The sequence below is a fragment of the Pseudomonas sp. MF09150 genome (genome assembly GCF_059862355.1).
On the sequence record NZ_JCBCUS010000001.1, the window covers coordinates 394,980 to 417,819 of the forward strand.

Genomic DNA, 22,840 nt, shown 5'->3' on the forward strand with positions numbered 1-22,840 from the left:
GGAGCGGGATCTTCAGCAAAAACGCTGCAACTGCATTTCCTGCAAGCGGCTCAAGGTACGACGGAAGGCAAACTCCAGGTAACCCTCGGTATACAGCTGCTCCAGCGGGACCTGGGCCTCGAGGTACAGCGGCACCTTGCGGTCATAACACTCGTCCACCAGGGCGATAAAGCGCCGCACGCTGTCGTCGTGCACCGACAGCTGGGGCAACTGGCGGTCCCCGGCATCAACCCGCTGCGCGCCATCCTCGGTGCCTCGGGCGATGCGTCCCGGACGCTGCCGGGCGCTGAGGTTGGGCACTTCGCTGAGCAGAATGGCACTGAAGCGGTCGCACAGCGCCATGAAGTCCATGGCCGCGAACGGCGCCTCGCAAAGGTCGGCAAAGCGACACCAGAGCACGGTTTCACTGACCTTGAGCACCGTGACGTTGCGATGCCCCACCGCCAGCACCGCGCTGGATACCGCCTGCCCCGCGCTCAACTGCTCGAACACCGGCCCCAGGGCACTGGGCTCGCCTGCCGCCGTGACCCAGTAGCGTTGCAGGCCGGTGCCCGGGTGCAGGCGATGGTCCTCATCACCATCCACCGAAACCACCTGCATATGCTGCTCGATCGACTGGATCGCCGGCAGGAAACGCTCGCGGTTGAAGCCGTCGGCATACAGCTGGGCGGGCGGTTGGTTGGAGGTGCAGACCACCACCACGCCTTCATCGAACATCACCTGGAACAGGCGCCCGAGGATGATCGCATCACCGATGTCGTTGACGAACAACTCGTCAAAACACAGCACCCGCACCTCGGCGCTGAGTTCCCGGGCCAGCGCCTGCAAAGGGTCGGCGGTGCCGGTCAGCTGGAATGAGCGCTGGTGGACCCAGCCCATGAAGTGGTGAAAATGCTGACGCCGCGCCGGCACCCTGAGGCTCTGGTAGAACTGGTCCATCAGCCAGGTCTTGCCGCGCCCCACCGGCCCCCACAGGTACACCCCGGTAATCGGCGTCTGGCCCTGGTGCAGGGCCTGGTGGCATTGCTCCAGGGCCTGCACCGCGCGCAATTGCGCCGGGTCGGCGACAAATCCTTGCTCCAGGGCATGCTGATAGGCGCTGAGGGGGGAATCAAAAGGCATGGGGCGAACGATCCGGGCAAAGAGCGCGCAGTATGCCACGCCGCTGGCGCCTGCCACTGCCGGGCTGCGCCTAGAGGGAGATGTCCAGGCGGCAGATCTTGCCCTGGGGATCGAGCCGGAACACGTAGCGTAACGCCAGCGGGCTGCCGGGAAACGCACCCCAGACCAGGTTGTCGAGCAGCACCTTGCCGGTGCGCTGCTGCACCGCCTGCACTTGCAGGCGCGGCTGGTAACGCTGGGCGCAGTCGGCCATCCAGTGCGCGATGTCCTGGGTGCCGACACGCTGCCGGCCTTCATCGAATACCGTCGCGTCCTCGGCGAAGAAACTGGTCACTGCCGAACTGTCGCGGGCGTTGGCGGCGGCGATGTAGGCCGCGATCGCCGGGGCGAGTACGGGGGCGGTGCTGGGCATGCGTGAAGCTCCTTGTGAGTGAAGTCAGGCGCCATGCTAATGGCCCCCTGCGTCAGTTCTTGTCAGGAGTGAAGCGCCCGTGTTCATCCAGCTGCATCAGCGTGCGCCAGGTGCGCAACAGGTCACTGCGCCGACCGGGGTAGACCTCTCCGCGAGCGCTGACCGCGAGGATGCGGTCGGTGCGAAAGGTCCGATAAGCCCCGCGCAACTCGCACCAGGCAACGATCACCCGCGCCTCGTTCATAAACCCCAGGGCCAGGGGCCAGATCAGCCGCTGGCTGGAGACCTGCTTGGCGTCGGCGTAGTCCAGATGCAGTTTGGCCTGTTCGCGAATGGCCTGGCGAAACACATCCAGCGGCACCACGTTTTCCGGGTAGGCGCAGGCCGACGGCCCGGGCATGACCGTAGGGTTGCGCAAGGCCTCCTGGGCCGCCGGGGTCAAGACGGCGGCAATCTTGGCCAGGGCATCGGCGGCGGCCTTGCCCAGCACATCATCGCCGCGCTGATCGACATACCGCAGGCCCAGCACAATGGCTTCGGTCTCGTCGGCATTGAGCATCAACGGCGGCAGGAACAAGCCGCTGCGCAGCACATAACCGATGCCCGCCTCGCCATACACCGGGGCACCCAGGGCCGTCAGCTCGGCGATATCGCGGTACAAGGTGCGCTCGGAGACTTCCAGCTCCCGCGCCAGGACCGCGGCCGTCACCGGACGGCTCTTGCCACGCAGGACTTGCAGCAGGGTAAGTAAACGACTGGTTCGCGACACCGCAGCAGCCTCCACACAAAAGAGCCGCGCAGCTTAGCAGAGCCCCCTGTCAGAAACTGTCAGGAGCCGCCGGCCTGTTGCTGGAGATGCGCGGTATCCACCGTTGTAGACGCTGCCGAGGCACGAGGCTGCGCTGGCCCTGACCGACGCCCGGGATGCCAGGGAGTTTGCGGTGTTGATGCGAGCCAGCGCAGCCTGCGGCAGCGGCGACAGGGGTTAATACGCCATTGACCACCCGAGGGTGTAGGTGCGGCCTCGGCCCTGGTAGTCATAGAGGTACGCCGGCCCGTAGGCCGGTGAGTAGAACAGTGTCGCGCGCTGGCCCCAGACCGTGCTGTATTGCTTGTCCAACAGGTTCTGGATCCCGGCGCTGAAGGTGCCGAAGCCGGTGTCATGACTGCCCAGCAGGTCGAAGGTGGTGTAGCCGTTGATGGTGTGGTCGGCGTCATCCTTGAGGGTGAACGCGTGGTTGCCTTGCAGGCGGGCGCTGCTGCGGTCGCCCTTCCAGCCCACGAACGCCGTGGACTTGGACAACGAGGCATAGCGCGCATCTCGCTTGATCCAGTCGCCGTTCTTGTCCTCTTCTTCCGAACGCACCAGGTGCAGGGTGCTGCCAGCTTCCCAGCCGCTGGCGAAGTGGCGGGTCAAGGCGCCTTCAAACCCGTAGTCGCGGCTCTTCTGGTCGATCACATCAATGGTCAGGGTGGCGCTGTCGGTGGTGATGACCTTATCCGACCAGATGTAGTACAGCGCCGCCTGGGCATCCCAGTCGCTGTCCGAATAACGCCAGCCGGTCTCCACCTGGCGGCTCTTGATCCCGGCCAGGGGGTTGTCGTCGACGCTCAAGCCCGGCTTGCCGTAGAACTTGGCCGGGTCCGGCAGATCGAAACCCTCGCCGTAGTTGATCCAGGTCTGATGCCCATTCTTGAAATCGTAGATGGCCCCGATGTTGTACAGGCTCACTTCATAGTCATTGCTGCCGCCCGGCACGTTCTTGAACTGGCCGACATCCACATCCATTTTCTGCCGCCGCGCACCGCCGGACACCGTCAGGTTGTCCGTGGCGTGCCAGTCCAGCTGGGCATAGCCGGAGAGCCCGTCAACCCGGTAGCTGGGATAGCGCGGCGCCTTGCTCAAGGTATCGAGGTCGAGGCCACCGGTGGCGGACGAGGTCTGGGAGTTGAACACGCTCTGCTCGGCGTTGAAACGCTCGCGGTCCAGGTCCACGCCATAGGTCAGCTTGAACGCGCTCCACTCCTTGACCAGCAGGGCCTTGAGGCTGCTGACCTCGAAGTTCTGCTGCGAGGCAGCAAAATACACGCCCTTGGAGCCTGTGGGGTTGGCCGCGTTGTAATAGGGGAACGGGTAGAAGTTGTCGTCTTCCTTGCGGTAGGAGCCTTGCAGATAGAAGTCCTGACCGCCCAGCACATCGTCGTAGTGGTAGCTGGCATTGAGCAGCAGGCGCTTGGTGCGTGGCTGCAGATCGGTGGAGTAGCCGCCGCGCAATTGCGCGTCTTCCAGGTCCGAAGGCTTCTGGTAGCTGAGGTTGGGAAAGTAGATACCGGTGCCGCCATGGTTACCGGAGTCGTAGTACTGGGCCAGCAGGTCAAGGCCCTGGGCCTCGTTGAATTGCAGCGCCAGGCTGCCCATCAGGTCGACGGTGCGGTTGTATTGCAGGTCGGTCTGGGTGTTGTCGATGAAGATCTGGTTGCCGGAACCGTCGTAGAACGCCTCGTTCTGTTCGGCGGCGACCGCCAACCGGCCGTTGATGCGCTCGTTGCCGCCGCTGACCGACTGCGCGATACGGGTCGACAGGTCATCGCTGTTGTTGAAGCCGCTGCTGGCCCCGACCTGGGTTTCAAACTGCGCCGCCCCCGCCTCGCCCTTCTTGGTCACGATATTGATGATGCCGCCGGTGGCGCCGCCACCGTAGATGGCGCTGGCGCCGGAGAGCACTTCCACCCGCTCGACGTTGAACGGGGAAATGCTGTCGAACTGCCGGGACAGCCCACGGGAGCTGTTCTGGCTGACACCGTCGATCATCACCAGCACGTTGCGCCCGCGCATGTTCTGGCCGTAGTTGGTGCGTCCCTCGGGCGCCAGGTCGAGGCCCGGCACCAGCTTGCCGATGGCTTCCTTGAGGCTGACCCCGGTCTGCAATTGTTCGCGCAGTTGGGTCTGGTCGACCACCCATACGGTGCCGGGGATTTCACTGATGGCGGTGCTGGTGCGTGAGGCGACGCTGACCTGGATCGGCTTGAGGTTGAGGCTCGCTGACGGCGCCGTGGCGCGGCGCAGGATCACCGTGCGCGGGTCGCTGAACGCCCAGCTCATGCCGCTGCCGGCCAGCAGGCGTTGCAGGGCCTGGGCCACGCTCAGCTCGCCATTCAACGCCTCGGCTTGCAGGCCCTCGACATCGGCGGTGGTGTACAAGAGGCGCAACCCGGCCTGGTCGGCAAAGCCGGTCAGGGCCTGGTCCAGGGCTTGGGCGGGCAATGCCAGGTTGACCCGGCGCTCTTCGGCGCTGTGGCTGGGGGCGACGGCGTCCTGGGCCTGAACCAGCACCGGGCTGCACAGCCCGGCAATGATGGCCTGAGCCAGGAGTGTACGGCGCACCAGGGCCTTGGCCCGGACCTGTGTCGACTGCTTGAACATACCTTTCACGACTGTTTTCCCGCCCCGTTTGAATACGTCAATGAGAATGATTTTCTTCTCGCTCTCACTACGACGATTTCGCCAACCGGAACTTGCAACGGCCCAGCGAAAAAAATTCAAATCAGTGCAGGACCGCCAGCCATGGCAGGTACGTGACCTTCAGCGGGTAGCGCTGTTCGAGGGTGCGCAGCAGCCCTTGCGGGTCGTTCAGATCAAATACCCCGCTGACCGGCAGAGCCGCCAGTTGCGCATCGGAAATCACGATCCGCCCATGCTGATAGCGCTCCAACTCGCCAATCACCTCCCCCAGCGGCCGGCCATTGAAGATCAGCTTGCCGCGCTGCCAGGCCGTGAGGCTGGCGGCATCCACCTTCTGCTGGGCCAGCAGGGGCTGGCCGGCTCGGTGCTGCAGGCGCTGATCGGCCTGCAACAGCATTGGCTGATGGTCGCCGCTGAACTGCACCTGGCCGCTCCTGACCACCACCGTCAGGTCGCCACCGTCGCGGCGCACACTGAAACTGCTGTCGGTGCCTTGCAGGCGCTCGTCGCCGGCGCTCACCACAAACGGCCGCTGCCGGTCGGGTGCCGGCTCGAACAGTGCCTCGCCGGCCCGCAGGATGACCTTGCGCTCGCTGGCCGTGTAGGCCACCGACAAGGCACTGGCACTGTTGAGGGTGACTGTGGAGCCATCGTCCAGGGTCAGGGTCTGCTGCTGGCCGACACTGGTGTGGTAGTCGGCGCTCAAGGCCGGCCACTGTTGCCAGCCGGTGATCCCGGCAACGGCGACCAGCACCGAAGCCGCCAGGGCCGGCCACCAACGCCGTGGCCGTCGTGGCACTTGAGCCTGGGCCCGCAGCTCGCTCGCCGCCGCGGTCATGCCGAGGTCGGCCCACAGTTGCTGCGCCTCGTCGGCGGCCGCGGCGTGGGCCGGGCTGATCAGGCGCCATTGCTGATAGGCCATGCGCTGGGCGGCGCTGGCCTGGCCCGAGTTGAGCAGCACCAGCCAGTCGACGGCGGCGTCTTCGAGGCTGTCGTCAGGCTCGGGAATCGGGGACTGGGTCATGGGCAGGTCGGCGGCTGAGGGAGAAGGATCATGCATGATTGTGCTTGAGCCAGTCGCGGCAATGGCGCAGGGCCTGGCCGATGTATTTTGCCACCATGCTCTCGGAAACGCCCAGCCGAACTGCGATCTGGGCCTGGGTCAGGCCCTCGATACGGTTGAGCAGCAAGGCCTGCCGGGCATTGGCCGAGAGCAATTGCAGGGCGTCGTCGAGCAGCGCCAGACGCTCCTTGGCCAGCAGCACCGCCTCGGGCGCCGGCGCCGGGTCGACGGCCTCGGCATGCTCCTGGCCGTCACTGTGATTGGCCGCCAGGCGCTGCTCACGGCGCAAGGTGTCAATGGCCAGGTTGCCGGCCACGCGAAAGATAAAGCTGCGGTCGTTGTGCACCGCCACCGTCTGATCGACCTTGAGCAGCTTGAGGTAGGTTTCCTGGGCGACATCGGCCGCACGCTGGCGATCACTCATGCGCCGGGTGAGAAACTTCAGCAGGTCGTCGTAGTGCTCCTGAAAACTCAGCAGCAGGCTGGGCGTGGGCAGCATCGAGGGGCGGTCCGGGGTTCGGGGGCCGGATTATTCCATAACGGCAAATGAGAAACAGTATCTTTCGTATCCTTTCGAAGTTGCGCCTTTGCCGCTATTTACGCTTCTGACTGCGGCGCCTTTCTGGCATCCTGCGCCTCCTTTTTCTGACCGGTTCGCAGGTTTTGCCTGGCGCAATCCTTTCGCAAACCAAGTCCCGTCCACTTTCCGGCGTGTGCCCCCTGTACCGACACGCCATTGGCAGGCCTTTTCATGACCGCACCTGATCGCATCCCTCGCTACAAGTCCGACCTGATCTATGGCCTGGACGACCGCCCGCATTTCAGCGCGGCCATCTTCGCCGCGTTGCAGCATGTGCTGGCCAGTTTTGTCGGCATCATCAGCCCGACCCTGATTTTCGGCGGGGTGCTCGGCCTGCACGAAGAAACCCCCTACCTGATCAGCATGGCGCTGTTCGTCTCCGGCCTGGGCACCTTTGTCCAGGCCCGGCGCCTGGGCCCTATCGGCTCCGGGTTGCTGTGCGTGCAGGGCACCAGTTTTTCCTTTATCAGCGTGCTGCTCAGCGCCGGTTTCATGGTCAAGGGCCGTGGCGGCAGCAATGAAGAGATTCTCTCGACCATCTTCGGCATCTGCTTCTGCGCGGCCTTTATCGAGATGTTCCTCAGCCAGTTCATCGGCAAGCTGCGCAAGCTGATCACCCCGGTGGTCACCGGCACCATCATCACCCTGATGGGCCTGTCGCTAATCAAGGTCGCGGTCACCGACATGGCCGGCGGCTTCGGCGCGCCGGACCTGGGCGCGGCCAGCAACCTGGGGCTGGCAGCACTGGTGCTGCTGACCATCGTCATCCTCAACCGCTTCAACCACCCGATGCTGCGCCTGGGTTCGATCGTCATCGGCCTGACCCTGGGCTTCGTCGTCGCCTGGATGCTGGGCCGGGTCGACATGGCCAGCCTGCCCGACGTGCCCCTGGTCAGCGTGCCGGTGCCGTTCAAGTACGGCTTCTCGTTCGACCTGATCGCCTTTATCCCCCTGGCGGTGATCTTCCTGATTTCGCCGCTGGAGGCGGCCGGCGACCTGACCGCCAACTCGATGATTTCCCAACAGCCGGTCAAGGGTCCGCTGTACATCAAGCGCATCAAGTCCGGGCTGCTGGCCGACGGCTTCAACTCGATGGTGGCGGCGGTGTTCAACAGCTTGCCGATGGTGACCTTTGCCCAGAACAACGGGGTGATCCAACTGACCGGCGTGGCCAGCCGCTACGTGGCCTACTTTATTGCCGGGCTGCTGGTGCTGCTCGGGCTGTTCCCGATGATCGGCGCGGTGCTGCAACTGATGCCCAAGCCGGTCCTTGGCGGCGCCACCTTGATCATGTTCGGCACCGTGGCGGTGGCCGGGATCAAGATCCTCGCCGAAGCCGGCCTGCATCGGCGCAACGTGCTGATCGTGGCGATTTCCCTGGGCATGGGCCTGGGCGTGGCGGCGGTGCCGGAAGTGTTGCGCGAGCTGCCCAAGGCGCTGCACAACATCTTTGAATCGCCGATCACCGTGGGCGCCTTCTGCGCCATTTTCCTGAATATCTTCCTGCCGGAAGAGTTCATGGAACTGGAAGAAGACGAGTTCGACCCCGAGGCGGCAACCCTCAAGGTCATGCAGGACCCGGACATGAGCGCCAAAGCGAACTCCTGAGGTCAGCGGACGTCTACAGCGGGGGGCGACCGCCCCCTGTATGTCCTCCAACCTGACGGGTACCCCATGCGCAGATTGATCGCTTTGTCCCTGGTGCTGCTCAGCCTGAGCGCCTGTGCCCTGTTCCCCAATCGCGACCCGCTGAACATCAATGTGGTGGGCATCGAGCCCCTGCCCAGCCAGGATCTGGAGATGCGTTTCGCGGTCAAGCTGCGCCTGCAGAACCCCAACGAAACCGCGATCGACTACAACGGCGTGGCCCTGGACCTGGACGTCAACGGCCGGCCCCTGGCCTCGGGGGTCAGTGACCAGCACGGCAGCATTGGGCGCTTCTCGGAAGAGGTGCTGGTGGTGCCGGTCAGCGTCTCGGCGTTTTCCGTGCTGCGCCAGACATTGGGCTTGAGCCAGAACCAGAATGTCGACAACCTGCCCTACACCCTGCGCGGCAAACTGGCCGGCGGCCTGTTCGGCACCCTACGTTTTGTCGACCACGGCACCCTGAGCCTGCCCAATGCCGCCAATGGCACCTGGTGAGGCAACCTGTTTTCAATAGGCACTCTTCAGTGTTCACTCTGGCCAGCGCAGCCGCATGCCTCGGCAGCGGCTACGGGATCAGAACACTGACCAGCCGATGCGCTGGCTCAGCAGTTCCAGGGCCGCCATGCCGACCAGGGAGTTGCCGGCGGCGTTGAGTTCCGGGGACCACACGCACACGGTGAATTGCCCCGGCACCACGGCGACTATGCCGCCGCCCACCCCGCTCTTGCCCGGCAGGCCGACGCGATAGGCAAAGTTGCCGGCCTCGTCATACAGGCCGCTGGTGGCCATGATCGAGTTCACCTGCTGGGTCTGGCGCGCGGTGAGGATGGCCTCGCCGCTGTGCTTGCAAAAGCCGTCGTTGGCCAGGAAACAGAACGCCCGGGCCAGGTCGACGCAGCTCATGCGCAGCGCGCAATGGCTGAAGTAGCTGCGCAGCACCGCCTCGACATCGTTGTGGAAGTTGCCGAAGGACTGCATCAGGTAGGCCATGGCCGCATTGCGGGCGCGGTGCTGGTACTCGGAGTCGGCCACCTTGCCGTCGACCATCACCTGCAGGTTGCCCGACAGACGCCGCACGAAATCACGCATCGACAGGGCCGGCGCGGCAAACCGTGACTGGTTGATGTCGCAGATCACCAGTGCCCCGGCGTTGATAAACGGGTTGCGCGGGCGCCCACGCTCGAACTCCAGCTGCACCAGGGAATTGAACGGCTGCCCCGAAGGTTCATGCCCCAGCCGCTCCCAGATCGCCTCGCCGGAATGACCGATGGCCTGCACCAGGCTGAACACCTTGGAAATGCTCTGCACCGAAAACGGCGTGTCGGCATCGCCGGCGCTGAACACCTGGCCGTCGTTGCCATACACGGCAATCCCCAGCTGGTTGGCCGGCACGTCGGCCAGGGCCGGGATGTAATTGGCGACTTTCCCCTGGCCAATCAGTGGCCGAACTTGGTCGAGGATTTCGTTCAACAGCGCTTGCATCGTCAGGCTCGCAATCTCTGGCCCCGAACCGCTGCGGGGCTGTGCTTGCTAGACGCCCGACAACCGCCGCGCAGCACAGTTACGGCCCACACCTGACACAGGTCACCTCCCCCCTGGCGCGATGCGAGTAGGCTGCATGACCGTAAAAACCGTTGCCACAACCGTGCCCTCGACCGCTCACAGCGGCTGCTCGCCGATGCTGGCCAGTCGATGAGTGCACCCGGCGCAGCGGCACTATCGCCGGAAAACCGGTGTCTACAGAGGCGAAGCGCGTTGAAACCCTGGCATTGCATCCTTGGTATTTTGCTGATCACCAGCATCACCGTCCTGATCGAAATCCCCAGCAGCACTTGGCTCACCTCCGCCAGCCTGAGCCTGATTCTCGGGGCCTCGGCGCTGGCGTACATGGCCACCTCGTGCCTGCTGGCCAGCCGCTGGCGCTGGGTCGAGTGGCTGTTCGGTGGCCTCGACCGGGTGTATGAAGCGCATAAGTGGCTGGGGATCTGGGCGCTGGTGTTTGCCAGCTACCACTTTGTGTTCAAGGCCAACCTGGACCTGTGGAACAGCGTGCCCATCATCGAGTGGCCCAAGTACTGGACGCGCCTGGTGCGCCAGCTCAGTTATGTGGCCCTGGGCCTGATTGTGCTGCTGGCGTTGAACCGCAATATTCCCTATCGCTTGTGGCGCTGGTGGCACAAGCTCTCCGGCCCGCTGTTCGTGATCGTCATCCTGCATTGGCTGAGCTTCAAATCGCCGATTGCCCTGAACAACCCATCGGGCCTGTGGCTGACTTTGCTTTGCGGCCTGGGGCTGCTCGGTGCGTTGTACAAGCTGTTGCTCTACCCAGTGCTGGCCAAGGCCGGCGAATACACCGTGAGCGCCGTGTCGGCGCACAAACACTCCCTGCACCTGGAGCTGACGCCTGTGCAGCACGGCTTTGCGTTCAAGGCCGGGCAGTTCGCCTTTCTTGCGCTCAAGGAAAAGGGCCTGCGCGAGCCCCATCCGTTCACCATTGCCAGCGCCTATGCCAGCGATGGGCGTATCGAATTCGTGATCCGCGCCCTGGGCGACTACACGCAAAAGCTGCGCGACCAGGTCAAGGTCGGCATGCTCGCGGATGTCTATGCGCCTTATGGACAGTTCAAGCGCCAGGTCGATGCACCACGGGAAATCTGGGTCGCGGGCGGGGTTGGCATCTCGCCGTTTATCGCCTGGCTGCAAGACGATGCCAGCGAACGCCTGGATAACACGACCCTGGTGTATTGCTTCAATCCCTCACGCGCGTTTCCCACTGCCGAACAGCTGCAAAGCATGGCCGAGCAACGCGGCGTGTGCTTTGTTGGTCAGGATGGCGGGGTCGATCAACTGTCCGAGACCTTCAAGCACGCCGTAGCGCAAACCGACCCACAACAGATCCAGATCAGCTTTTGCGGGCCCAAGGGCTTGCTGGAGCGCGTCCGCGAGCTGATGCGCGAACAGGCGATCCCCGAGGGCAATCTGCATTACGAGCTGTTCGAGTTCCGCTGAAACCTCCCGCGCTCAAGGACGAGCCGGCTCGCGCAGGGCCAGCCACACCGCCAGGGCCGAGACCAGGGTGATGCCGATCAGCACCCGCAGCAATTGGCCGAAGGCCTCCACATACAGCTGCAACAGGGCACCGCGCCCGACCTCCGGCAACAGCGCACTGCTGGCCTGCAGGTTGCCGTTGGCCAGTTGCTGCGCGGCCAGGGGAATCTGCGCGGCGTCCACCAGCGCCGCGCCGAGGGAGTGCTGCAGCAGCCCGGCCAGCAATGCCACCACCAGGGCCAGGGCAATGCCCTCACCCGCCACCCGGGTGGTGCTGAAGATGCCGGTGGCCATCCCGGCACGCTCCTTGGGCACCACACTGACCGACAAGCCATCCATCAGGCCCCAGGGCAAACCCGCCCCAAGGCCAATCAACAGCATCGGCAGCACGTTGGCCGTGGGCTGCCCCACGCCTACCCGGCTCAGCAGATACAGGCCGAAGGCGGCAAGCAGCAGGCCGGCGCTGCACAGCACGCGACTACTGACCCAGCGCGTCAGCCACGCCGCCAGCAACGGCACCACCAGCATCGGCGCCGACAGGGCCATCATCATCAGCCCGGCCTCGATCTCGCTGTAGCCTTCAACCCCGATAAAGCGGATCGGCAGCAGAATCAGCAGCACCACAAAGCAGTAGCAGGTGGCGATCGGCAACACCTGCACCCCGACAAAACGCGGGTAGCGAAACAGCGACAGATCCAGCATCGGCCGCTTGACCCGCGACTCGATCGCGACAAACCCCAGCAGCGCCAGCAACGAGCCCCACAGTAGGCTTTGCACCAGCACGCTGCCCCAGCCACTTTGCGGCGCCTGCAGCACGCCCCAGGTAAACAGCACCAGCGCTGCGGTAAAACTCAGGGTGCCGGGCCAATCGACACCGGCAGCGTCCGGGTCACGGGATTCGTGCATGCGCGGCACGCCAAACAGCAGCGACAGCCCGCCAATCAAGGTGCCGCTGATAAAGATCGCGCGCCAGCCGTAGTGCTCGATCAGCACTCCGGCCAGGAGCGGCCCGAATGCCAGACCGACGCCAAAGGTGGTGCCCAGCAGGCTGAAGGCACGGGTGCGGGCGCGGCCCTCGAACTCCTGGGCCAGGGCCGCCGAACCGCCGGCCAGGGCTGCAGCGCCCGCCAGCCCTTGCAACGCCCGCAGGCCATCGAGCCACAGCACCGAAGGGGCAAAGGCCAGCACCAGGGACGTCAGGGCAAACAGGCCGACACCCAGGCTGAACACCCGCTTGCGGCCGTACTCGTCGGCCAGGGTCCCAGCGGCCATCAGCGCACTGCCGAAGGTCAGCATAAAGGCGTTGGTCACCCAACTCAGGGCCATGGGGCTGCCACCCAGCTCGCGGGCAATGGCCGGGGTGGCCACGGCCACGCCGACAAAGGTCAGGGGCAGTATCAGCGCCGCCAGGCACACCGCCGCCAGCACGCCATAGGCACGGCTGGCAGGGGTGGCGGCCTGGAAGGCGGCGGGCAGATCGATTTCAGGGTTCATCAGGACCTCGAACAGGCAAAAGCCACAGCGGACAGGGGTGGGTTTGGATGATAGATTCGCCGCAATCAGCAAAAAACAGGGCTAAAGTCCTTGGCTTGCGGACATAAACGCTCTAATTGAGGTCCCCATGGATAATCTGAACGGCCTGCTGGCATTCGTCCGCACGGTGGAAAGCGGCAGCCTGGTGGGCGCCGCCGAACGCCTGGGAATTTCCGCCTCGGCGGTCGGCAAAAGCCTGGCGCGGCTGGAGCACAAGCTCGGTGTGCGGCTGCTCAATCGCAGCACCCGGCGCATCAGCCTGACCGACGAAGGCACGCTGTTTTTCGAGCGTTGCCAGCGCATCGTCGGCGAGGTGGAAGAAGCCGAAGCCGAACTGGCGCGGATCAGCGACACTCCGCGCGGCAAGTTGCGGGTCAGCCTGCCCGCCATCGGCTATCGCATGCTGTTGCCGATTCTTCCGGAGTTCACCCGGCGCTACCCGCAGATCGAACTCGACCTGGACTTCAACGACCGCTTGATCGATGTGATCGCCGAGGGCGTCGACGCGGTGATCCGCAGCGGCGAGCTGGCCGACTCGCAACTCAAGTCCCGCACCCTCGGGCCCTTCGGCTTTGTCCTGGTCAGCGCTCCGCAGTACTTTGCCGAACACGGCACGCCGCAGTCCCCCCGGGATCTGGAGCAGCACGCCTGCCTGCGCTACAAATTCCCCGGAACCACCCAGTTGCAGCAGTGGACCCTGCGCCTGCCCGCCGGCGAGCCGCCCCTGAGCCTGCGCAGCGCCTTGACCAGCAACAACCTGGAGTCGCTGATCTTTGCCGCCAGCCAGGGCCTGGGCATCGCCTTTGTCCCGGATTTCGTGGTCCGCGGCGCCCTGGCCGAAGGCAGCCTGGTGGCAGTGCTGGATGACTATCAGATCGACAGCGGCAAATTTTCGGTGCTCTGGCCCAGCAGCCGCCACCTGCTGCCCAAGCTGCGGGTGTTCGTCGACTTTCTCGGCGAGCACCTGCGCCTGGGGCGCGATTGATCCTCGGGTAATCCTTGCCCAGCGCCGGCTCAGGCTGGAATATGGCGGCGCCATGACCGACTCAGGAGCCGCGCCCCCCGATGGACACCCCACTCACTGTCGAGATCCCCACCCTGTACACCGATCGCCTGATCCTGCGGCCGCTGCAAATGGCGGACGCCGAGGCAGTGCAAGCGCAGTTTGCTCACTGGCAGGTGGTGCGGTATCTCAACGCCCTGGTGCCCTGGCCCTACCCGGCCGATGGTGCCCTGAGCTACCTGCGAGACCTGGCCCTGCCGGCCATGGCCCGGGGTGAAGAATGGCATTGGGCAATCTGCCTGAAATCAGCGCCCGGACAGTTGATCGGCAACGTCAGCCTGATGGATGAAACCGATAACAACCGTGGCTTCTGGCTCGCTCCCGCCTGGCAGGGCCAGGGGTATATGGGCGAAGCCAGCGCCGCGGTCACCGCCTACTGGTTCGAGGTGCTGCAACGCCCCCTGCTGCGGGCGCCCAAGGCGGCTCCCAACCTGGGCTCACGGCGGATTTCCGAACGCAGCGGGATGCGCCTGATCAGCTGCGACGAGGGGGACTTCGTCGCCGGGCGACTCCCCAGGGAGCTCTGGGAAATCACCCGCGAAGAGTGGCAGCGCCTCAGGTAAACCGCACCCGGGCTTGGCTTCAAAGCGGGCGCTTGGCGCCCTTTGTCCCGGCGTTCGTCGGGCGTAACGCCCTGGCCCCACAGCCGCCATCGGCGGCCCAAGCTGCGGCGGCTTGTCGTCTTTCTCTGCGGACACTGGCGCCTTGGATGCGATTGCTCCTGCTCGCCTCACCAGCTCGGCAAACATCAACAAACTCAAATGTCAGCTTACTAATATGTGTATTCATCTTGATGTTTACCGCGCTTAAGCTCGCCCTGTCCTCATCCGAGGGCAGGCAAGGTCGGTCCGCCCACAACAAAAGCTACAGGCCACCCCAATAACAATTTGATCTGCCGATTCCAGGAACTCCCTATGTCCCAATTTCGACGCCCTACCCGTGGCCGCCGTACCCGTGCTGCGCCGTGCGCACGAGGTGCGCAATGAACTCTTCCCATGATGAAACCCTGCTTCAGCGCCAGGGCTACCGCCAGGAGCTGCACCGTGGCCTGTCGCTCTGGTCGTCCTTTTCCGTAGGCTTTGCCACGGTCTCGCCGGTGGTCGGCATCTATTCGGTGATGGCCCTGGGGGCCATGAGTGCAGGCCCGTCCTGGGTCTGGATCGTGCCGCTGTGCCTGGCCCTGCAGCTTCTGGTGGCCCTGGTGTACGCCGAACTGGCTTCGCAGTACCCGCTGGCTGGTGGTTGTTACCAGTGGGTCAAGCGCCTGGCGGGCGATCGCTGGGCCTGGTTCACCGGTTTCATGTACCTCGCGTCGGCCCTGGCGTCCCTGACCACCGTGGCCTACCTCGGCGGGTTCTGGCTGTGGCTGTTCGTCACTGGTCATGCACCGGAAGCCAACGCCCAGGTGGCCAGCGGCGCAGTCCTGCTGCTGCTCGGGCTGGGGGTCAATCTGCTGGGCATCAACCCGCTGAAATATTTCGTCAACGCGGGGATCATCGCCGAAGCCATTGCCTCCATCGGTATCGGCCTGTTGTTGTTGATCTTTTTCCGCAACCACTCCTGGTCGCTGCTGTTAGAAGGCCTGAGCGCCACGGCCCCGGCCGATGGTTCGTACTTCAGTGGCTTTATCACGGCGATGGCCGTCGGCGGCTGGGCCTTCCTCGGCTTCGATGCCTGCTCCCAGGTTTCCGAAGAGACCGCCGACGCCCGCACCTCGACCCCACGGGCCATCCTGCGCTCGATGATCCTGGTGGGGCTGACAGTGATGCTCACCGCGTTCGCCGTCACCCTGTCGTTTACCGATACCGCCGGCATGGTCGCCGGTAGCGTGATCGACCCGGTAACCCCGGCGGTGGTCGACGCCTTTGGGGCCTGGTCCGAGCGGCCCTTCGTCGGCGTGGTGCTGGTGGCCTTTATTGCCTGCGTGGTGTCGGTGCAGACCTACATTGGCCGCGCCGTGTTCGGCATGGCCCGGGACTCGATCCTGCCGGCGTCGGCCACTCTGCGCCGGGTGGACAAGCGCAAGGTGCCGTTCGCCGCGATGGTCTTCAGCACCCTGTTCGCCAGCTTCGGCCTGGCTCTGGGCTTGAATGCCACGGCCGTCGGCACCCTGATCGCCTTTGGCAGCGGCGGCTTTTTCATGGTGTTCCTGATCGTTATCAGTTGCGCCCTGATTGCCCGCCTGCGCGGGCGCTGGAAGCCCGAAGCCGGCGTATTCAGTCTCGGACGCTGGGGCCTGCCGGTGAACCTGCTGGCGTTTGTCTGGCTGGTGTTCGAAACCATCAACGTCGCCTGGCCCCGGGAGTCCCTGGCGCCACCGGGTGCTCCGTGGTTCCAGGTCTGGGCGGTGATCCTGGTGTTCTCCAGCCTGGCGCTGCTTGGCCTGCTGTACATGCTGCTGGCCAAGCCCTACCTGCGCACACCCAGCGCCCCGCTACCCACCAACTGACTTCCCCCGCGCTGTCGCCGACAGCGCCCTACTCCCTGCCCGGGTGGCCATGACTGGCCACCTGTGAACTCACTCGTGCTGGAGAAAACCATGTCCCCTGCTGTGCATTACTGGAACTACCCCACTGAAATCTTCTGCGGCGCCGACGCCCTGGACCTGCTCGGGCAACGTTGCCGGTTGTTGAACATGGGCCGTCCGCTGCTGGTCACCGACCCCGGCATGCTCACCCTCGAACCCTTCAACCTGCTGGTTGCGCAGTTGCACCGCGCCGGGCTGCCCGTTGCGGTGTTTTCCGAACTGGGCGCCAACCCCAGCCTGGAAGATGTGCAGCGCGGCGTTGCCGCGTTCCAGTCCGGCGAGCACGACTCGCTGATCGCTCTGGGTGGCGGCAGCGCCATGGACGCGGCCAAGGGCATCGCCCTGGCAGCCTGCGACCCTGAGGGTCTGGAGCGCTTTGAATGGTCGCAGATCATCGAGCGCTATCCGAGCCTGAGCGACTTCCCCGCACTTGGCCTGCCACCCCTGATCGCGCTGCCCACCACCGCCGGCACCGGCTCGGAACTGGGCCGTGAGGCGGTGCTGACCGATACCCGGCTGCACGTGAAACGGGTGATCAGCCATCCACAATTGCTCCCGGCCTGTGTGATCCTCGACCCGCAACTGACCCGCAGCCTGCCGCCGGCACTGACCGCCGCGACCGGCATGGATGCGTTGACCCATCACCTCGAAGCCTTCTGCTCGCCGCTGTATCACCCGATGTCCAGCGGCATCGCCGTCGAAGGCATTCGCCTGGTCAGCCAGCACCTGCGCCAGGCCTACGCCAACGGCCAGGACCTGGTGGCCCGCGAAGGCATGCTGGTGGCCTCGGCCATGGCCGCCGTGGCGTTCCAGAAAGGCCTGGGCGGCGTGCATGCCCTGGCGCACCCGCTGGGAGCGCGCTACCACAAGCACCATGGGTTGTTGAACGCGATCCTGCTGCCTTATGTGCTGGTGGCCAACCAGCCGGTGATCGACGCCGATATCGCGCGCCTGGCCCGCTACCTGGAATTGCCGCAGCCTGACTTCCGAGGCTTCCTGGACTGGGTCCTGACGCTGCGCGCGGAGCTGGGCATCCCCCACAGCCTTGGCGAGATCGGCCTGGACACGGCCGACGCCGACTGGGTCGGGGCTCAGGCGGTGGCCGATATTTCCTCTTCCGAGACCAATGCCCAGCCCCTGAACGCCGAGCAGTACCGGACGATTTTCTGCAACGCGGTACACGGCGTGCTGCCGGGGGTGCGTCCATGAATCCGGCGCTCTATATCAACGGCCAGTGGCAGGATGGCGAAGGCGACGAGCAACTGAGCCCCTGCGACCCGTCACTGGGCCAGGTCATTGCCCGTCTCCAGGGCTCCAGCGCGCAGCAGATCGACCTCGCCGTCACTGCCGCACGCCAGGCCCTCGGTCCTTGGCACAGCCTTAGCGGCAGCCAGCGCGGGCACTATCTGCACAGCTTCGCCCACGAACTCGAACGACGCCGCAGCACGCTGATCGAGCTGCAAATGCGCAATAACGGCAAGCCGCGGCACGAAGCCAGTGTCGACCTGGACGATGCCATCGCCACCTTCACCTACTACGCCGGGCTGGCCCAACAACTGGACGCCACCCCGAACCGCGAAGTGCCGCTGTCGGCTCCCGGCTTCCAGGCCCATTGCCGGGCCGAGGCCCTGGGCGTGGTGGGCTTGATCGTGCCCTGGAACTTCCCCCTGGTGACCAGCGCCTGGAAGATTGCCCCCGCCCTGGCCGCCGGCTGCACCGTGGTGCTCAAGCCGTCGGAGGTCACGCCTCTGATCGAACAGGTCTACGCCGAGATCGCAGAAACGCTGGGCCTGCCGCCCGGGGTGTTGAATATCGTGGTCGGTGCCAGCACTGTCGGCGCGGCCCTCAGTGCGCACCCGGGGCTGGACAAGCTGTCGTTCACCGGCAGCAACCCGGTCGGGCAAAAAGTCATGCACAGCTGCGCCGAACATTGCCGGCCGGTGACCCTGGAGCTGGGGGGCAAATCGCCGATCCTGGTGTTCGAGGACTGCGATCTGGATCAGGCGGTGGAGTGGATCATTGCCGGCTTCTGCTGGAACGCCGGGCAAATGTGTTCGGCGACTTCACGCCTGCTGGTCCATGAAGCCATTGCCGATTCCCTGCTGCAACGCCTGACCCAGGCCCTGGAACGGTTGCGGGTGGGCAACCCGCAGCATCAGGAAGTGGATATGGGCCCCCTGACCTGCGAGGCACAGTACCGCAAGGTGCTCGACTATTTCGCCATTGCCCGCGACGAAGGCCTGGTGTGCCTGACCGGCGGTGAAGCCCTGGCCGAACCCGGCTGGTTCGTCAGCCCGACGGTGTACGACCAGGTGCCGGGCGACAGCCGCCTGTGGCGCGAGGAGATCTTCGGACCGGTACTCTGCGCAAGGCGTTTCAGCACGGAAGCCGAAGCCTTGGCCCTGGCCAATGACAGCGCCTTCGGTCTGGTGGCGACAGTGATCAGTGCCGATCTGGCCCGGGCTGAACGGCTGGCGGCAGCCCTGGAGGTCGGTCATGTGTGGATCAACTCGATCCAGGCAGTGTTCGTCGAAACCTCATGGGGTGGGACCAAGGGCAGCGGTATCGGCCGTGAACTGGGGCCCTGGGGATTGGCCGCCTATCAGTCGCTGAAGCACGTGACCCGTTGCCTGGGGTAAACGCGGTGCTCAGTTGCAGTGTTCGCTCAGCAGGTCATCGATAAAGGCCTTGAGGGCTTCGCTATGGGGGTGGCCGGCATGGGTGATCATGCTGTGCTGCACCTCGTAGCGCAGGGTCTGCGCATGCAACGCGCGCATCTGCCCGTCATGCACCCAGGGCCGGGCGTAGTGATTGGGCAAATAACCCAGGTGCGTACCCGCCAGCACCCCATGCACCACCGCCTCCATGTGGTAGGCGGTGGCCGTGGCACGCGACGGCGCCACCGGCAGCACCTGGTTGGCCGGCAGGAACCCGTGGCGAATCCAGTCACAGGCCTTGATCTGCTCCAAAGTCGGCGCGGCTTCGGCGAACAGCGGATGCCGAGCCCCACAGAACACGCCGATCTCTTCGCTGTACAACGGCTGATAGTCCAGGGTCGGCAGGCTACGGCTGAAATAGGAAATGGCCAGGTCCAACTGGCCGTCGATCACCGCCAGCTCCAGCTCGGTGGGCGAGTTGACGAACACGTGCAGGTGCACATCCTGGTCGCGCCGGTAAAAGCGCGCGATCGCTGCGTCGATATGCGCCGCCGGCAAGGTCGCGATGTTGTCGGCCAGGGCCAGATACAGGTCACCCACCAGGCGCCCGGACAATTCCTGGGCCTCGTTGCGAAACACATCCACCGCACCAAACAGCGCACTGGCCGCCGCCAGGATGCGCTGGCCCTTCTCGGTCAGGCGAAAGCCTCCCTTGCCGCGCTCGCACAGGCGATAGCCGAGGCGTTTTTCCAGGCTGGAGATATGGGTGCTGATGTTCGATTGGCTCATGTTCAGCTCGGCCTGGGCCGCCGTGAAGCCACCGCATTTGACCACCACGGAGAAAATCCGCAGCAGACGCAAGTCCATATCGGTGACGTTTCTAAGCACAGTAGTTCCGCGGGCAAAGGGGCGTGAGGCTGGCTATTCAACGGCAGCCCGGGGCCAGCGTCAACTGCTGGCGGCCTTGCTTGCAGGCCCCTCGGCCAGCCCGGGCGAACACCCGCGAAGCGTGGCTGCACCTCAGGTAAAACGCACTCCGGGCCGGGCGCGCTCATCCACCGTCAACTCGAAGATATCCGGGCGCGCATAGTGCCCGACCACGTCGTAGTCGTAGCGGGCGCGCACCAGGTCCGCGGTGTCGATCTGCGCGCTGATCAGCCCCGCGCAGCCGACCAGGGGCCCGGCCAGCACATCGCCCATTGGCCCGACAATCACGCTGCCGCCGGCAATCAGCGGGCGCTCGGCGGGCCAATGGGCGATCTCCAGGCCCAGCGCCTGGGGCGAGGCCTGGACCTGGCAGGCGCTGACCACAAAGCAGCGCCCCTCATGGGCGATGTGACGCATGCTGACCTGCCACATTTCGCGCTCATCCACGGTCGGCGCGCACCACAGGTCCAGGCCCTTGGCGTACATCGCGGTGCGCAGCAGCGGCATCATGTTTTCCCAGCAGATCACCGCGCCCACGCGCCCTACCTGGGTGTCGAACACCGGCAGGGTCGAACCGTCCCCCTTGCCCCAGATCAGGCGTTCGGTGCCGGTGGGCATCAACTTGCGGTGCTTGCCCAGCAGACCGTGCTGGGGGTCGAAATACAGCGCCGTGCAATACAGGGTGCTGCCGCTGCGCTCGATCACTCCCAGCACCAGATTGGCCCCGGTGCGCGCCGAGAGTTCGGCCAGGGCCTGGGTTTCCACCCCCGGCACGTCGATGGCATTGGCGAAGTAGCGGGCGAAGGCTTCACGGCCTTCCGGCAGACGGTAACCCAGCTGGGTGCCGAACCCTTCGCCCTTGGGGTAGCCGCCAAGCAGCGCTTCGGGCATCACCACCAGTTGCGCACCGGCTTCGATGATCGCGTTTTCATAAGACAGGATCTGTTCCAGGGTGGCGGCCTTGCCTTCGGGCAGGGAGCCGATTTGTAGCGCGGCGACGATGGATACAGGCATCGGAAAGCTCCGTCAGCGGTGAAGTGTTGCCCATTCTCCGCCGCGCGCCGATCATGCATAAACCCCATCTCAGTGCTTAATGATATGAACCATATGAATATCGCCAGCGTCGATCTCAACCTGCTCAAGGCCTTCGAAGCCCTGCACGACGAGTCCAGCGCCAGCCGCGCGGCGTTGCGCCTGGGCGTCACCCAATCGGCCATGAGCGCGGCCTTGCGTCGCTTGCGCGAATTGTATGGCGACCCGTTGTTCGTGCGCACCGGACGCGGCCTGGCACCGACCCTGCGGGCCAACCAGCTCAAGCCGGTGATCAGCGAGGCCCTGAACAAATGCCGGCAGAGCCTGGCCATGGTCGACCCCAGCGCCAACGACTATCAGGGCCGCTCGGTGACGCTGGGGCTGTCGGATGATTTCGAGATCGCCTATGGCCGGCGTTTGATCGAGGCCGTGGCCCGGCGGGCGCCGAAGTTGCGCCTGATTTTCCGCCAGAGCCACAGCCAGATCGTCGGTGAAGCCCTGCTGCAACGCAGCATCGACCTGGCGATCAGCGCCGGCGGTTTTGCCGAACGCCTGCTCAGCCGCCAGGTGCTGGGCGAAGGCAGCTACCTGTGCCTGGCAGACCCGGCCAGCCTGGAACCCGGGCAGCAGGCACTGAGCCTGGCGCAGTTTGTCGCGCGCGAACATGTGCTGGTGTCGTCACAGGGGTTTATCGGGATCACCGACGAGGGGCTCGCCGCCCTGGGCCTGAGCCGCCATGTGTGCGCCTCCACCAGCCATTTTGCGGCCTTGCCCTATCTGCTCAAGGGCAGCCAGGCGGTGGCGACCATCCCGGCCCACGCCGCCCGGGGGATTGCCGCCTTGAGCGGGCTGGCGCTGCTGCCCTGCCCGCTGGACCTGCCGCGTTACCCGATCGAGTTGGGGTGGCGGACCAGCGCCCAGGTCGACCCGGTGTTGCTCAAGGTGCGTGAGGCGATTATCGAAAGCTTCGCGGTTACTTGCTCGCCGCCATCAGCCGGTTGACTTCACTGCGGACCATGTTCGCGTATTCCGGCGGCGACATGCCGTCGAGTTCGGCGCGAACCCACTCGGACCAGCGCCCCTTGCGCTTGCTGCGCTCGCCGAACAGCCGCGCGGCATCGCCCTTGGCCTTGCCCAGGTTGCTCTGCCAGAGGTCGAACAGGCGGGACTTTTCATCTTCGAGGGCGGCGCGTTCGGCCAGGGTTTTGTCGGCCAGGTTGAAGCTCATGGGAAATTCCTGCTGCGTAAAATAGGCGACATCTTACACCTTAGGCGGCTACGGGTTTACCCTCGGGTTTTCACGGAAGCGGAAAATAGCTGCAACTTTTCCGCTCCCGCTCGACTCCATTGTTCACCGCATCACTTAACTCAAGGAGTAACTCAATGGCTCGCAAAACTGTCGCGCAAGCAGCCGAAGAACAAATCAAGGACCAGGCGTTCAGCGAGTTGCAGGCGCTGATCGAAGAATCGGAAAAACTGCTCAAGGGCAGCGCCGCGCTGGTCGGCGAAGAAGGTGAAACCTTGCGTCAGCAGGTTGCGCTCAAGCTCAAGCAGGCACTGGATTCGGTGGCCAATGTGCGTGAACGCAGCAAACCGGTGGTGGACGCCACCGAGAACTACATCGGTGGCCACCCGTGGCAGACCGTGGCCATTTCCGCAGGTTTCGGCCTGGTGGTTGGCCTGTTGCTCGGGCGCCGTTCCTGATATCGGTTCCTGAGCAAGGGTTTCAGGCGAGCCTTGCGCTCGCCTGAGCCTTGTTTATCGCG

General features: G+C 64.9%; 20 protein-coding genes and 1 pseudogene. 10 read left to right on the forward strand and 11 right to left on the reverse strand.

The annotated features are described in order from the left end of the window. Positions 1–12: 12 nt before the first annotated feature. The 6 genes and pseudogenes from zapE to AC19YX_RS01715 all read right to left on the reverse strand — a co-directional run. Positions 13–1,122: a cell division protein ZapE gene (zapE, locus tag AC19YX_RS01690; protein ID WP_500605513.1), complete on the reverse strand. Its 1,110-nt coding sequence runs from the start codon at positions 1,120–1,122 to the stop codon at positions 13–15. Positions 1,123–1,192: 70 nt separating this feature from the next. Continuing rightward, complete coding sequence (locus AC19YX_RS01695) at positions 1,193–1,534, reverse strand: nuclear transport factor 2 family protein (RefSeq protein WP_078472162.1); 342 nt, start codon at positions 1,532–1,534, stop codon at positions 1,193–1,195. A gap of 52 nt (positions 1,535–1,586) precedes the next feature. Further along, positions 1,587–2,303 carry a helix-turn-helix transcriptional regulator gene (locus AC19YX_RS01700; protein ID WP_500605514.1) on the reverse strand — a complete coding sequence of 239 codons (717 nt, stop codon included), beginning with the start codon at positions 2,301–2,303 and terminating at the stop codon, positions 1,587–1,589. Positions 2,304–2,519: 216 nt separating this feature from the next. Continuing rightward, positions 2,520–4,958: a TonB-dependent receptor gene (locus AC19YX_RS01705; RefSeq protein WP_500606128.1), complete on the reverse strand. Its 2,439-nt coding sequence runs from the start codon at positions 4,956–4,958 to the stop codon at positions 2,520–2,522. Positions 4,959–5,079: 121 nt separating this feature from the next. Further along, positions 5,080–6,021, reverse strand: a complete 942-nt coding sequence (locus AC19YX_RS01710) for a FecR family protein (protein ID WP_500605515.1) — start codon at positions 6,019–6,021, stop codon at positions 5,080–5,082. 43 nt (positions 6,022–6,064) lie between these two features. Continuing rightward, a pseudogene (locus AC19YX_RS01715) lies at positions 6,065–6,559 on the reverse strand (RNA polymerase sigma factor); the annotation flags it as partial. A 252-nt stretch (positions 6,560–6,811) separates the two neighbouring features. On the opposite strand from AC19YX_RS01715, the gene AC19YX_RS01720 reads away from it, so the two are divergent. Together AC19YX_RS01720 and AC19YX_RS01725 are read left to right on the forward strand one after the other, a co-directional pair. Continuing rightward, a complete protein-coding gene (locus tag AC19YX_RS01720; protein WP_078472157.1) occupies positions 6,812–8,248 on the forward strand; it encodes a nucleobase:cation symporter-2 family protein in 1,437 nt (478 codons plus the stop codon). A gap of 66 nt (positions 8,249–8,314) precedes the next feature. After that, complete coding sequence (locus tag AC19YX_RS01725; RefSeq protein ID WP_201130824.1) at positions 8,315–8,782, forward strand: LEA/WHy family protein; 468 nt, start codon at positions 8,315–8,317, stop codon at positions 8,780–8,782. 78 nt (positions 8,783–8,860) lie between these two features. On the opposite strand, the gene glsB is transcribed toward AC19YX_RS01725, so the two are convergent. Next, entirely contained in the window at positions 8,861–9,769 is a 909-nt protein-coding gene (gene glsB / locus AC19YX_RS01730; RefSeq protein WP_020298136.1) for a glutaminase B, read from the reverse strand. A gap of 273 nt (positions 9,770–10,042) precedes the next feature. Between glsB and AC19YX_RS01735 the strand changes: the two genes are divergently transcribed. Then, positions 10,043–11,296, forward strand: coding sequence for a ferredoxin reductase family protein (locus AC19YX_RS01735; RefSeq protein WP_500605516.1), 1,254 nt, complete (start codon positions 10,043–10,045; stop codon positions 11,294–11,296). Between the two features lie 12 nt (positions 11,297–11,308). Here the strand turns inward: AC19YX_RS01735 and AC19YX_RS01740 are convergent, their stop codons facing one another. Then, complete coding sequence (locus AC19YX_RS01740) at positions 11,309–12,829, reverse strand: MFS transporter (protein WP_500605517.1); 1,521 nt, start codon at positions 12,827–12,829, stop codon at positions 11,309–11,311. A gap of 127 nt (positions 12,830–12,956) precedes the next feature. On the opposite strand from AC19YX_RS01740, the gene AC19YX_RS01745 reads away from it, so the two are divergent. The 5 genes from AC19YX_RS01745 to AC19YX_RS01765 all read left to right on the forward strand — a co-directional run bounded on the left by AC19YX_RS01745 (position 12,957) and on the right by AC19YX_RS01765 (position 19,097). After that, positions 12,957–13,853, forward strand: coding sequence for a LysR family transcriptional regulator (locus tag AC19YX_RS01745; protein WP_078472153.1), 897 nt, complete (start codon positions 12,957–12,959; stop codon positions 13,851–13,853). A gap of 80 nt (positions 13,854–13,933) precedes the next feature. Continuing rightward, complete coding sequence (locus tag AC19YX_RS01750; protein ID WP_500605518.1) at positions 13,934–14,494, forward strand: GNAT family N-acetyltransferase; 561 nt, start codon at positions 13,934–13,936, stop codon at positions 14,492–14,494. Positions 14,495–14,913: 419 nt separating this feature from the next. Next, complete coding sequence (locus AC19YX_RS01755; RefSeq protein WP_500605519.1) at positions 14,914–16,380, forward strand: APC family permease; 1,467 nt, start codon at positions 14,914–14,916, stop codon at positions 16,378–16,380. A gap of 90 nt (positions 16,381–16,470) precedes the next feature. Then, positions 16,471–17,667 (forward strand): iron-containing alcohol dehydrogenase, encoded by a 1,197-nt coding sequence (locus AC19YX_RS01760; RefSeq protein ID WP_500605520.1) that lies wholly within the window; start codon positions 16,471–16,473, stop codon positions 17,665–17,667. Then, a complete protein-coding gene (locus AC19YX_RS01765) occupies positions 17,664–19,097 on the forward strand; it encodes an aldehyde dehydrogenase family protein (protein WP_500605521.1) in 1,434 nt (477 codons plus the stop codon). The genes AC19YX_RS01760 and AC19YX_RS01765 overlap by 4 nt, the downstream gene beginning before the upstream one ends. A 9-nt stretch (positions 19,098–19,106) precedes the next feature. Here AC19YX_RS01765 and AC19YX_RS01770 read toward each other — a convergent pair whose 3' ends face one another. Beyond that, on the reverse strand, positions 19,107–20,003 hold the full coding sequence (locus tag AC19YX_RS01770) for a LysR family transcriptional regulator (RefSeq protein ID WP_500605522.1): 897 nt from the start codon (positions 20,001–20,003) through the stop codon (positions 19,107–19,109). A gap of 132 nt (positions 20,004–20,135) precedes the next feature. Next, positions 20,136–21,056, reverse strand: a complete 921-nt coding sequence (locus AC19YX_RS01775; protein ID WP_500605523.1) for a carbon-nitrogen hydrolase family protein — start codon at positions 21,054–21,056, stop codon at positions 20,136–20,138. A gap of 84 nt (positions 21,057–21,140) precedes the next feature. Here AC19YX_RS01775 and AC19YX_RS01780 point away from each other — a divergent pair, with 84 nt between their 5' ends. Beyond that, on the forward strand, positions 21,141–22,076 hold the full coding sequence (locus tag AC19YX_RS01780; protein WP_500605524.1) for a LysR family transcriptional regulator: 936 nt from the start codon (positions 21,141–21,143) through the stop codon (positions 22,074–22,076). Here AC19YX_RS01780 and AC19YX_RS01785 read toward each other — a convergent pair. Continuing rightward, positions 22,048–22,302: a hypothetical protein gene (locus AC19YX_RS01785; protein ID WP_020298147.1), complete on the reverse strand. Its 255-nt coding sequence runs from the start codon at positions 22,300–22,302 to the stop codon at positions 22,048–22,050. The genes AC19YX_RS01780 and AC19YX_RS01785 overlap by 29 nt on opposite strands. Before the next feature lie 155 nt (positions 22,303–22,457). On the opposite strand from AC19YX_RS01785, the gene AC19YX_RS01790 reads away from it, so the two are divergent. After that, on the forward strand, positions 22,458–22,778 hold the full coding sequence (locus tag AC19YX_RS01790) for an ElaB/YgaM/YqjD family protein (RefSeq protein WP_020298148.1): 321 nt from the start codon (positions 22,458–22,460) through the stop codon (positions 22,776–22,778). Positions 22,779–22,840 lie beyond the last annotated feature (62 nt).